General features: G+C 38.4%; 12 protein-coding genes. 4 read left to right on the forward strand and 8 right to left on the reverse strand.

The window, feature by feature from the left end; all coding sequences use genetic code 11:
* Positions 1–63 precede the first annotated feature (63 nt).
* The gene (locus IGJ41_RS10995) at positions 64–1023 is read left to right on the forward strand and encodes a diacylglycerol/lipid kinase family protein (protein WP_438714434.1); all 960 of its coding nucleotides are present in this window, start codon (positions 64–66) and stop codon (positions 1021–1023) included.
* Positions 1024–1226: 203 nt separating this feature from the next.
* Here the strand turns inward: IGJ41_RS10995 and recD2 are convergent, their stop codons facing one another.
* The 4 genes from recD2 to IGJ41_RS11015 all read right to left on the reverse strand — a co-directional run bounded on the left by recD2 (position 1227) and on the right by IGJ41_RS11015 (position 6387).
* The gene (recD2, locus tag IGJ41_RS11000) at positions 1227–3836 is read right to left on the reverse strand and encodes an SF1B family DNA helicase RecD2 (protein WP_438714436.1); all 2610 of its coding nucleotides are present in this window, start codon (positions 3834–3836) and stop codon (positions 1227–1229) included.
* 26 nt (positions 3837–3862) lie between these two features.
* A complete protein-coding gene (locus tag IGJ41_RS11005) occupies positions 3863–4507 on the reverse strand; it encodes a histidine phosphatase family protein (protein WP_010823103.1) in 645 nt (214 codons plus the stop codon).
* A 217-nt stretch (positions 4508–4724) separates the two neighbouring features.
* On the reverse strand, positions 4725–5231 hold the full coding sequence (gene trmL, locus IGJ41_RS11010; RefSeq protein WP_002356493.1) for a tRNA (uridine(34)/cytosine(34)/5-carboxymethylaminomethyluridine(34)-2'-O)-methyltransferase TrmL: 507 nt from the start codon (positions 5229–5231) through the stop codon (positions 4725–4727).
* 310 nt (positions 5232–5541) lie between these two features.
* Positions 5542–6387 carry a methyltransferase domain-containing protein gene (locus IGJ41_RS11015; protein WP_173961584.1) on the reverse strand — a complete coding sequence of 282 codons (846 nt, stop codon included), beginning with the start codon at positions 6385–6387 and terminating at the stop codon, positions 5542–5544.
* 129 nt (positions 6388–6516) lie between these two features.
* On the opposite strand from IGJ41_RS11015, the gene cutC reads away from it, so the two are divergent.
* Positions 6517–7146, forward strand: coding sequence for a copper homeostasis protein CutC (gene cutC / locus IGJ41_RS11020; RefSeq protein ID WP_002359565.1), 630 nt, complete (start codon positions 6517–6519; stop codon positions 7144–7146).
* 117 nt (positions 7147–7263) lie between these two features.
* On the opposite strand, the gene mgtE is transcribed toward cutC, so the two are convergent.
* From mgtE to IGJ41_RS11040, 4 genes are read right to left on the reverse strand one after another with little or no spacing between them, the layout of a single operon-like run.
* On the reverse strand, positions 7264–8625 hold the full coding sequence (mgtE, locus tag IGJ41_RS11025; RefSeq protein ID WP_002362548.1) for a magnesium transporter: 1362 nt from the start codon (positions 8623–8625) through the stop codon (positions 7264–7266).
* 30 nt (positions 8626–8655) lie between these two features.
* On the reverse strand, positions 8656–9549 hold the full coding sequence (locus IGJ41_RS11030; RefSeq protein WP_010713158.1) for an RluA family pseudouridine synthase: 894 nt from the start codon (positions 9547–9549) through the stop codon (positions 8656–8658).
* A 7-nt stretch (positions 9550–9556) separates the two neighbouring features.
* Positions 9557–10354, reverse strand: a complete 798-nt coding sequence (locus tag IGJ41_RS11035) for an NAD kinase (protein ID WP_002356486.1) — start codon at positions 10352–10354, stop codon at positions 9557–9559.
* A gap of 12 nt (positions 10355–10366) precedes the next feature.
* Positions 10367–11041 carry a GTP pyrophosphokinase gene (locus tag IGJ41_RS11040; RefSeq protein ID WP_002356484.1) on the reverse strand — a complete coding sequence of 225 codons (675 nt, stop codon included), beginning with the start codon at positions 11039–11041 and terminating at the stop codon, positions 10367–10369.
* Positions 11042–11237: 196 nt separating this feature from the next.
* On the opposite strand from IGJ41_RS11040, the gene IGJ41_RS11045 reads away from it, so the two are divergent.
* Both IGJ41_RS11045 and IGJ41_RS11050 read left to right on the forward strand, forming a co-directional pair.
* A complete protein-coding gene (locus IGJ41_RS11045; RefSeq protein ID WP_002395485.1) occupies positions 11238–11816 on the forward strand; it encodes a CYTH domain-containing protein in 579 nt (192 codons plus the stop codon).
* 63 nt (positions 11817–11879) lie between these two features.
* On the forward strand, positions 11880–12539 hold the full coding sequence (locus IGJ41_RS11050) for a ClpXP adapter SpxH family protein (protein WP_002356482.1): 660 nt from the start codon (positions 11880–11882) through the stop codon (positions 12537–12539).
* Positions 12540–12593: the final 54 nt, after the last annotated feature.

Raw genomic sequence — 12593 nt, forward strand, 5'->3', positions numbered from 1 at the left:
CTTTATTCGCAGAAGTTCCTCCCTCTGGTATAATGGACAATAGCGATTCAAAGGAGGAGCTCAATGAACATTCACTACTATCTTATTATCAACGAGCAGGCAAGTAGCGGCAATGGCCGAAAAGTCGCTAGAAAAGTGATTCAACAACTCAAGCAACAAGAACTTAAATATACGGCTCTTTACACTGATTACGCTGGACATGAAAAAGAATTGACGAAGGAACTTGCAGAAACAACTTTACTTCCTTGGTCTGAAGACTTAGACGTTTCAACTTTTCCAATCCTAGTCGTGCTAGGCGGCGATGGCACACTACATAATGTCATTAATTCATTACTTCCATATGATTCAGCTATTCCTTTAAGCTATATTCCATGCGGCTCTGGAAATGATTTTGCACGAGGGGTGGGATTATCAAGAAATATTGATAAAGCATTGCATCAAATCCTGCGCACCAGACGACCAAAAGAAATTCAAACAATTCATTATGTAGAAGCCAACCAAGAAGAAATCGGCTTAGCCACCAATAATGTTGGCTTAGGGTTAGATGCGGCAATCGTGGAAAAAACCAACGAATCGTCATCAAAAAAAGCCTTAAATAAATTTAAGCTTGGCTCGCTTTCCTATATTTCTTCAATCATTCATGTCTTTTTTAAACAAAAAGGCTTTCCAATTTTAGTTGAAATGAATGGTAAACAATACACATTTAATCGTGCTTTCCTATGTACGGTCACAAATCATCCTTATTTTGGCGGGGGCGTATCAATTATGCCGACGGCCAATCCTCGCAAAGCAGTCGTGGACTTAGTTGTCGTGGAACGAATCAATATTTTTAAAATTTTGTGGCTTATTTTCCTATTGCTTCGCCAAAAACAAGGGAAATCTAAGCATTTTCATCATTTTCAATCAAGCAAAATTCGAATTGTTTCGACGATTCCACAAACCATTCACGCAGATGGCGAAATTTTAGGTAAACGAAGTATTGATATGGTTTATACCATACAAAAACGTTTGTTTTGGTTTTAACTGAGTCCCTTAAGGTTGAAAAAGAGGTCGGGACAGAAGTGTTTAACTCCGAGAAATAAGAAGGAATTTCCGAAAATTGTTCTTTAATTTTTGGAGAATTTCGGCTTATTTCCGAAGGAGATGCTTCTGTTTCCGCCGTTTATCAGTTTTTGAGCGTGAAGCAAAAATCCAAAGTGATTTTTGTCCCACGCTCTTTCCTCTTCTCACATAAATTGATAAGGCGTCGTATCCTTCATTCCAATCATTGGATCAACAGCATTTGTTTGAATAATTTCGACTGTTAGTCGTGGTTCTTTTGGTAATGGTTCTTCGACAACTTTTGTCGCTTTATTTGCTGTTTCTGGGGTTGACATTTCCTCTTCATCAGCAAATAGTGAAACCTCTTGTACCGTTGTGTCAACTAATTGCTCGTCTGTTTCTTTGATCTGATCGGCTTTCGTTGATTGCTGTTCAGTTTCATAAGAGACAGCTTTTGTTTCCTTTTCAGTAAATGGATGGTCTGCCGTTAAACCTTCTTCATAGGCTTCTAACTGGGTTCTAGTTGTTAAGGTCATTTGTTCTGCGTTCACGATTCGTTCTTTTAGCATCGTCATGCGACTAGCCGATTCGTTTTTGACACATGTTTCAAAAGCAGAAACCTCACCTAGTAGAATTAATAATTCTTTACTACGTGTCACTGCTGTATACAGCAAATTTCGTTGCAGCATTCGGCTATACTGATGAACCATTGGCAGTAACACCATGCGGAATTCACTACCTTGCGCTTTATGAATCGAACAACAATACGATAGCGTAATTTTATTCCATTCATTTCTTTTATACGTTACTTCATTATTATCAAACTGTAAAACCAACTCGTCCACTTTGTCCTCTGAGTCTTTGGCTAAAGTAATTCCGACGATTTCTCCCATATCTCCATTGAACACATTTAATTCTGGCGTATTGACTAGTTGCAAAACTTTGTCCCCAATCCGATAGACGGTGTCATTCCACTTGACTTCTTTTTTCTTCCCCTCATTTGGATTGAAGATTTCTTGCATCATTTTATTCAAGGCATCAATGCCAGCTGCGCCACGATACATTGGCGCTAAAACTTGGATATCTTGTGGCGTAAACCCTTTTGCTTTTGCCTTTGTGACGATTTGTCGAATGTATTCTTCAATATGACCAATATCACTTGCAAAGAACGAGCGATCCTTTTGATTTTTTTGAAAATCAGTAGGCAACTTTCCTTCTTTAATTTCATGGGCAAGAGGAATAATACTTGAACCGTCTCCTTGACGATAAATTTCGTTTAACTCCCATTTAGGAATTTCGTTAATTTGCAATAAGTCATGTAAGACTTGACCTGGACCGACAGACGGTAGCTGATCCTTATCACCAACAAAAATCACTTGCATGTTTGTCGGAATAGCTTTTAATAACGTATTGGCTAACCAAGTATCCACCATTGACATTTCATCTACAATTAGCAAACCGCCTTCTAATTCTTTGGCGGTTAAACTCGGATTTTTTTCACGACCTGTCAAGCCTAACAAACGGTGGATGGTACTTGCAGGTAAACCTGTCGTTTCGTTCATACGTTTCGCTGCTCGCCCAGTTGGCGCCGCTAGCAAGATTGGAAACATCTCCTGCGTATAGTCTTTGAGATCTAATGAAAGACCATTTAGTTCCGCAAACAACGAGACAATCCCATTAATAACAGTTGTTTTCCCTGTTCCGGGCCCTCCAGTTAAAATAAATAACGGTGATTTAATCGCTTCTTCAATCGCTGCTTGTTGCGAGTCGCCATACTGAATATTTAAACGTTTCTCAATCATTCGGATATTTTTTTGGACTTCTTCTTCCTCATAATGAATTTCTTTTTTACGAGAAAGTAAACGCTGAATCGAAGTACCAATGCCCCATTCAGAAAAATAGAGACTGTTCTCAAAAAGTTTAGTCTCTTCTTGTTGGATTTTTCCATGTTCGACTAACGTAATGATTTCATTGGCCACTTGATCAGGTGAGATTTCCACTGGGCGACTTGCTTCCAAGGTCCGAATCGCTTCTTCTAATAAAACATCTGCTTGAACATACGTATTGCCTGAACGAATGGAGTGTTCAAACACTTCATGTAAAATCGCCGCTCGAATTCGAACAGCAGAATCCGCCTGAATGCCGATTTGTTCAGCAATATTGTCCGCTCGTTTAAATCCGACTCCCTCAATATCTTCAACTAACTGATAAGGATTTTCTTGAATCACAGAAAGGGTTTCTTCTTGATAGGTTTGATAAATTGAAAAAGCTAACTGACTACCGAAGCCGTATCGATTTAGTCCCACAATCACTTGCTCCATCCCGTGATTCAAGCGAATTGTTTCGACGATTACTTGACGTTTTTTTTCATTTAAAACAGTAACTTCTTCCAAAACACTCGGGTCATCAATAATTCGGTCAATCGCACTTTCCCCTAATACTTCAACAATTTTTTCAGCAGTTCGTTTACCAATGCCAGGAAATTTGTCACTTGATAAATAGTTAACCACCCCACTAGCCGAAGTCGGTCTTTCTTGCTGATAACTATCCACCTGAAACTGTCTGCCATAACGAGGATGGTCCACAAAATGACCAAAGAAACGATAGGGTTCCTCTTCTTGAACTTGGCCAAAACTTCCAGTTACTACAATTTCTTTTTCTAAATAATCTGTATTTGTATCGGTCACATTTACAAGAACGACTTTATAAAAATTACTGGGATTTTCAAAAAAGATTGCTTGTACAGTCCCAACAATAAAGGCTTTTTCTTCGTCTTCACCAAAAAGTGTTACCACTACAAGCCCTCCTTTCTGTTGTGCGCTTATTGTGCTTTTTCTTTAGCTAAAAAAGACGTATCATTCCATAACGTTAAGTCGTACGGCATGTTCCTTGATGCCTCTTTGGTTTCAAGGATTGAGAGGCTATTGTTTAACAGCCCGCCCATTGTCCGTAATTCTGATAATGGTTTACCAGCCATCGCTTGGATTGCCGCCGTCAGCGCTGCTCCGTGTCCGACAAATAGAACTGGACCTTCGTGTTGCTTCGCCGCTTCAGCAACTGTTTCTGAAATCCTTTGAATCGCTTGCTCGATTGGTTCACCATCAAAAATTGTTGGATCATACAAATCTAAACGATGCCGTAAATGATCTAATTCTTCTCCATAAAAATTACGCATTTCTTCAATATATTGTCCTTCTAGACGCCCTAAACCTAATTCTTTTAAGGTATCTGTATAAACAATTTCAACTGGATGATTCAATTCTTGTTGAATTCCCCGCGCAGTATTTTTGGCACGTAATAGCGGACTCGAATAAATTTTTTCAAACGGAATATCTTGTAAATATTGGCCTAATTGTTTAATTTCGTCATAACTAGTTGATAATAACGGCGAATCTCCTGTCATTCCTTGAAATCGTTTCTGTTGATTCCATTCAGTTTTTCCATGTCGTGTAAAATATAATTTCATGTAACTTCTCCAAACTTCTTTATCTCTTCATATGTCTTTCTAGTTTATCACTTCCCTGCGAAAATATCCATGGAAGTTTCTAGTAATCCAAGCAAAATAAGCCTAGAACAAAAATCTAAATTGTTTTTTGTTCTAGGCTTGAAAATTGGGCAACAGTATAAATAAAACCACTTTCTTCTGACATTTTTGAAAAAAAGCGTTACTGTCTTAACTTTTTTTAATCCAATTTATCATTTTCATAATGATGCGTCAGTTCTAAGTTCGGAAAATTTTGCTGACGTAAGGCTTCATAAACAATTAGTGCGGCAGTGTTAGAAAGATTCAGTGAGCGCACATGTTCATCATTCATAGGAATTCGGATACACTTTTCTTCGTTTTCTCGCATAAACGTTTCTGGTAAGCCCGTTGTTTCTTTTCCAAAAAGGAAATAATGGTCCTCGCCATCATTATAATTGACCTCGCTGTACGTTTGGTGAGCAAATTTGGTTACTAAATGCAAGTGTTTGCCTGCCACATGGGCTAAAAAGGCAGCCAAATCTTTATGATACGTAATATTTACATCATTCCAATAATCTAATCCGGCACGTTTTAAGTGTTTATCATCTGTTGAAAATCCTAAAGGTTCAATTAAATGCAACGGTGTATTCGTCGCTGCACATGTCCGTGCAATATTTCCAGTATTTGCTGGAATTTGTGGTTCAAATAAAACAATATGGTTCGTCAACTATCTTCAGCTCCTCAAATATCAATCGTGTTCATTTTAGCATAAATTCAAAATAAATAGCGCCCACAATACTTATTTTCAAAAAAAACCGCATGACGCGATGATGTCAGGCGGCAGCTATTTTAACCAATAAAAAAACGTACCGTCTCGGTGTCTAGCACGGCGAGTCGTTACGTTAGTGAAGGTCTCTTCACTAACTTTTATCAGAACAGGACCCTGATAAAAACCAATGAAAAAACAACTTGTAAGTAATATAACACCAATGTCACTTTATTGCAAGACTTTTTTAGGATTTTCTTCACAAAAAAGTCTATCTTTTACGACCTACTAACAAGCGGACGTCAATCGTGATTTTTTTCAATGGTCGCTGTTGTAGCTCGGCTTTAACTTCTTGAGAAACTTGCCACTCTAATGGCGACATTTCTAATAAATCCAACCGTCTTTCCTCCGGAATGTCAAAGCAATAAGTTATTCGTTCATCTACTTCTACTGCTAATTCCTCGGCAAAACGTTGGACTACTTTTTGATTGGAATAACTTTGTTTCTTTTCGTCATTGGGATAAAAAGCCACTCGTAATTCCTTTAAATAATTCTCTTCAGGAATAATTTTAATCACAGTCCCGTCAGCTTTTAGTACTCGCCGAAATTCTTGATAATGTGAAGGAGAAAAAATATTCAAAATCGTATCAAGCCCTTCATTCGCAAATGGCAAATTCGTTAAATCCGCCACACACCAAAACGCATCAATTGGTTGATTACTTGCTAAATAGATTCCTTCCTTTGATAAATCAAACCCGATTTTCAGTCCAGATAAGCCTGCTTGACTTAACTCAGCTAGAAAACTCCCTTCACCACAACCAACATCGACTACTGTTTTATTTCGAGGAAGATAGTGCATAATTTTGTTTAAAACAGGTGCGTACATGCCACTTTGAATCATTTTTCCTCGAGAAGTAAACATTTTTTTATTATATTCTGTCTGAACGCCATGATTTAGAAAGTATAGCGTGCCTTTCTTGGATAAATCAAATTGATGCCTCTGTTGACAAATCAGACCAACCCCTTCTACATGCATTGGTTCATGACAAGTTGGACAGCGAAATACGGCTGCTTCTTTTTTCAATAATTGTTGTGCTCGTTCAATTTTCTTTAACATTTAAAACTCCTTACGTTCATCAAATGAACATTTTCTCTTATAAAAAGTTGCACTCTTTTTTTCAGGGCTATGGTAGTAAGCAGAATTATGGTACAATGCCTGTGAAGAAAAAGCAAGGAGCGATAAGAAATGATTAAAGAATTCTGTGCCGAAAATTTCACTAAGATTCCCCAAGCCATTCAAAAAGGTGCGAATCGCATCGAATTATGCGATAACTTAGCCGTAGGTGGAACGACGCCAAGTACTGGTGTTATTGAAGAAGTCTTAGCATACGCTGGCGAACATTCTGTACCAGTGATGACAATCATTCGTCCTCGTGGCGGCAATTTTGTCTATAATGATATTGAATTAAAAATTATGCATACCGATTTAATCGAAGCAAAGAAATTAGGAACCGACGGCATTGTTATTGGCTGTTTAACTGAGGACGGTTGGTTAGATGAAGAAGCTTTGGACTTATTCATTGAAACAGCTGAAGGCTTGCAAATCACTTTCCATATGGCTTTTGATGCCTTGTCGAAAGAAAACCAATTTAAGGCGATCGACTGGTTAGCTGAGCGTGGTGTGACGCGTATTTTAACTCATGGTGGGCCAGCTGGTACCCCTATCGAAGACAACTTTGATCATTTAAAAGAATTAATTGCCTACGCAGATCAACGGATTCTTATTTTACCAGGTGGCGGTATTTCCACAGAAAACGTTCAAACTGTGATGGACACTTTAAAAGTCACAGAAGTCCATGGCACAAAAATTGTTTAATTTCTTGTATCTAAAAAAGTGAGGTAGCCGTCGTAGCAACGGCTATCTCACTTTTTTGATTTCAAGCAAACCAACGAATCCTTTTACCTCAGTCTCATGATAAATAAGTGCAATTTTTTAAACAAAATAACGCATAAACATGCTGGCAATATTGAAATAAATTAATACACTGGTTAAATCACTTAAGGTAGTAATAAACGGGCCACTGGCAACTGCGGGATCAAACCCTAATTTATCCATTAACATTGGGATTAAACTCCCTGCTAAATTCGCCACAGTAATTGCACAGAGCATTGCCATCCCAATCACAAATCCAAGCGGAAGATTATGTTGCCACACGCCAACCACAATCATAATGGTTAAACCTGTCACAGCCCCCGTCACTAGTCCCGTGAGCACTTCACTTAAGATTAAGCGACCAAAATTACTATCCTTTTCATCTTTCATAGCCAAACGGCGTACCGCGACCGCCAATGATTGTGTCCCGGCATTGCCGGCTGTTCCGGTAATTAAAGAAATAAAAACGGCTAAAATACTCGCTTCGCTAACTAAAGACTCATAATTACTGATTAACGAGGCCGTAGACATCCCTAAAAACAGCAGCGTAATTAACCAAGGTAATCGTTTAGAAGCGGCTTTTAAAGGGTTCTCACTAACTTCCTCAACGTCGACCCCGGCTAAACCAGAGTAGTCGCTAGCGGCCTCATCATCAATAACATCAATAATATCATCAACTGTTACAATCCCCAACAAATGATCATCATAATCTGTAACTGGCACAGCCAAGAAGTCATAGTCACGAATTGTTTGCGCGACATCTTCTTGGTCATCGCCAACATGAACTGAAATAACCCGTTCATTCAAAATATCAGCAATCAAGGTATCATCATCATTAACAATTAAATCCCGCAACGAAATAACGCCGACTAAATGATTTTCTTGGTCGACTACGTAAACGTAATAGATTGTTTCTGCCATGTCCGCTTGATTCTTTAAGACGTACATCGCAGAACGCACTGTTTGATTCGCCACAATCGAAACAAATTCGGTGGTCATAATCGCCCCAGCAGTTTCATCTTCGTAATGAAGTAACTCTTTAATTTCGCCTGCTTCTTCACTACTTAACAAACTAAGATATTTCGCCTTTTGACTTTTATCTAACATATTTAGTAAATCCACCGCATTATCGGTATACATCTCAGCTAACATATCTGCTGCATAACTTGGACGCATTTCAGCTAAATAATCTTTCATATTCTCATTATCTTCTTCGATAACATCAAACATATCCGCTAATTCTTTCGGAGATAGGTAATTGTATAAATGTTGTCGGTCTTTTTCATCTAACGATTGGTAAAATTGTCCTTGTTCATAAATGTGTAACGCTAAAAATAGCTCACGAAATTCGTTCATTTGTTGATTTTTTAGCGTTTCTAAAAGAAGGGCAAATTGCTCTTCCATTTCTTGGCCTTCATTCATCTTACACTTTCCCCTCCTGCCTCTTTATTATTATAACGTATCATCTACACTTTTCATATCCTCCGCTAGTGGGGAAATCAGATGAACCGTTTCTTTGGTAAAAGGATGAGTAAAAATCAGTTCCATGCAATGCAACGCTTGCCGCTCAATTCCTTGATCCATCTTTCCATGATACATCTCATCCCCTAACAATGAACAGCCAATTGCTTCAAAATGTACCCGAATTTGGTGTGTTCGTCCTGTATGAAGCTGAATGCGCACAGCTGCTGCTTGGGCTCCTCTTTTTGCGAGCCAATATTCTGTACTAGCAAATTGACCCGTTTCGATAACTTGACGTTTTAATAAAGAGGACAAGTCGCGCCCAATTGGCTTTTCAATCAATTGATGCTCGTTTAACTGCTCAATCGCTCCACCAACAAGAGCATAATAAATTTTTGTCACCTTTTTTTCTCGTAATTCTTGATCAATTAAAGCATGAGCAAAGCCGTGTTTCGCAAATAACATCAGCCCAGAAGTATCTCGATCTAAACGAGTCACGACATGAATAACTTGATTCACGTAATTTTGACGCTTGTAATAGCCCTTAACACGATTCGCCATCGTTCCTGAAGGATGATACTGAGCAGGTATCGAGGCAATGCCAGCAGGCTTATTAACTACTAAAAAATGATCATCTTCAAACACAATTTCAATCGGTTCATCATCTGTTAATAATGTCTCATGTTCCGCTTCATCTGGAATCGTCATTTTAACGACATCGCCAGTTTGTAAAGGATAGATGGCATTTTGAGCGGTCCCATTCACTTGAATTTTACCACCCTGAAATTTCACCTTAGCTAATAACCCTTTTGAAACGCCTTGTTCCTTTAAAAAATATTTCACTTGTTGTGTTGTTTCTTTGTCATATGTCCATTGAAATTCCATCGTTTAATTAATCCTCACCAATAAAGGCATCTTTCACTCGATGCCAAAAATGCATGTGCCGATAAGAGGCAAAATGAATCCGTTCGTCTGCAATTCGATAGCAGACGGAAGCGATATTTTCTTGATAAATATCTAATTGGTCCACCGTGACAAAATAATCATCACTTTCCTGTAATTTAATCTCCAGCCACTCCGTATGTGCGATTACAATCGGTGACCCCAATGTTCGAAAGACACGATTGTTTAAGGAGGCGATTTCGGTTAACTGAAACGCATTAATGCTAGGATGCAAAACAGCCCCACCAATACTTTTATTATACGCAGTAGAGCCGGTTGGGGTCGAAATCGACAACCCATCACCACGAAATCGTTCAAACAGTTCGTCTTTAATAAACACATCGCCCACCATCGTCCGGTTTCCTCGTTTAATTGTTGATTCATTTAATGCTAAAAAATGTTTATCTGGTTTCCCATCTCTAAACCGAATCCGCACATCTAATAATGGATAACTCGTACTTTTTTCACGATGAATACACAAACTCTCAACTAGTTCTTTTAATTCATAATCACGCCAATCTGTATAGAAACCCAAGTGTCCGGTATGTACACCTAAGAAACTTACTTCGTTTAACAGATGATTAAATCGATGAAAAGCGGAAAGAAGCGTACCATCTCCGCCGACTGAAATCACAAGTTCAGGTTGACGATTGTCTATTTGAATTTGGTTTTGCTCTAATAGTGTTGTCAGTTGTTTTGTGACTTGTTTCGATTTTTCTTCCGAGTTATGAACAATCGCCACTTTCATAAGCAGACTCCTTTACTGATTTTCTGGTGTTTCGTTTTTAATTTGCTTATAGTATTCGTTTTCTAGCAAGCCACGGCCATGAGAGAAGTAATGTTGTGCTTCTTGAATTTCTTCACGAATAGATGACATTTCTTCATCTAATAAATAGGCTGCCTCTGCCGCTCGCTGAAGGCGTTCTTTCATTTCTTCAGGAAAGACACCTTGATATTTATAATTTAAAGAATGTTCAATCGTTGCCCAAAAATTCATGGAAAGTGTCCGAATTTGGATTTCGGCCAAAATAATCTTTTCCCCGGTGACTAATTGCACAGGATATTCCACCACCACATGGTACGAACGATAGCCACTTTCTTTTTTATTTTCAATGTAGTCCCGTTCTTCCACAATTTTTAAGTCTTTACGATTTCTTAAAAGTGCGACTACCTGGTAAATGTCTTCCACAAATTGGCACATAATCCGCAAACCGGCAATGTCTTGCATTTCTTCTTCAATCCGATTTAAAGGAATATGCCGAATAGCCGTCTTTGTCAAAATACTATCTACTGGTTTCACACGTCCTGTAACGAATTCAATTGGTATGTGTTTATCTTGCTCCCGAAATTGTTTACGAATACCTCGTAGTTTTACTTTTAATTCGCTGACCGCCTGTTCATATGGCGCTAAAAACAGCTCCCACTCTCGTTCCATGGTAGATCCCTCAATTTCCTTGAATTTCATTCACTGATTATTTTACCACAGTCCTCCCTAAAATAGGGTGTTATTCGCTATTTGATTTCCAAACGCCTTTCATTAGAAAAATTTTTCACAGAGAAGACCACTTTTCTTGACGGAAACCTATATAATATGTGAAAATTGGAGTGATTTAAGAAAGAGAGAGAACCCCATGAGTGAGCACTTAGAAATTGAATTTAAAACATTAGTTAGTCCGCAAGATTTCAAACGATTAATCGACCATTTTTCTATTCAAAAAACGGACTTTTTTACGCAAACAAATCATTATTTTGATACGGACGATTTTCAATTAAAAGCACAACGAATGGGCTTAAGAATTCGCGTATTAGCAGATCGTGGTGAGTTAACCTTAAAAGTTCCTGCGCCAGAAGGATTATTAGAAATCAATGACCCTTTATCGCTTGAGACGGCGAACCACTTTATCAAGAGGAATCACCTCCCTACTGAGGGGGCTGTGGCGAAGAAATTACAAGAATTAGGTATTGAAATCGCCTCGATCCATTTGATTGGTTCATTAAAAACAGCACGTGCAGAAAAACAAATTCCTCAAGGACTACTTGCGTTAGACGAAAGTTGGTATAACCAACAGCACGATTTTGAATTAGAGTTAGAAGTTACTGAAGCTGAAAGCGGCAAGCAAGCGTTTCAAACATTAATGGCTGATTTGAACATTCCCATTACGCTTGCACCTAACAAGATTCAACGAATGATGCGGACCACTGCCCCTTAGTATTCGAAGCACTGACGTTCTGGCACCTGTATTTGAAAAAGCATGGCATTGGAGGAAGTATGAATGGTTGAAATTTATTTGTTCGTCAATCCTTTAGGCGGCGTCTGTTTAGAAATTGAAAAAGAAATTATACAATTGTCTGTTAACGACAAGAAGAAAATACAATTGCGCTTTATTCCTTTATTAAACATGAAAACGATCAATGAATTTTTGAGTCGTCAACATATTCCGATTAATGACATTAAACGACGGAATCGAATTTTTGAAGATTTATACTCAGCCGCTCTTGACTATAAAGCAGCACAGTTACAAGGCCGAAAAAAAGGCCGACAATTGTTGATTGGCTTACAAAAAGCAGTAGCTGAAGACGGTCTAGCTTACTCTCCTGAGTTATCAGAAGAACTACTTCTAGCAGCCGGCGGGGATATTGATATGTATCGTAAAGACCGACAATCCGATTTTGTCAAAGAATCTTTCCAAACCGACCAAAAAGTTGCTCGAGAAATGGGGATTAAACAACATCCTACCGCAGTCGTTTACAACTATACTTGCGAGAATGATTTCGGCATTTTAGTCGAAAATTTTGAAAACATGGATGAAATTAAACAACTATGTCGTGTCCATCCACATAACGAACCGTTGCTGGACCAAGGTGACGCAACCTTTGAATTTAAACGTCGCTCCAATTATCATTTTCCAAATGGACATTTACATTTATTATAAAAAAGATGCTGCGACAAAAGCTGTTAACCAATTATCTTAAGAGTTAAAAAGTGG

This window comes from Enterococcus sp. DIV1537a (assembly GCF_051712085.1).
GTDB lineage: Bacteria > Bacillota > Bacilli > Lactobacillales > Enterococcaceae > Enterococcus > Enterococcus faecalis.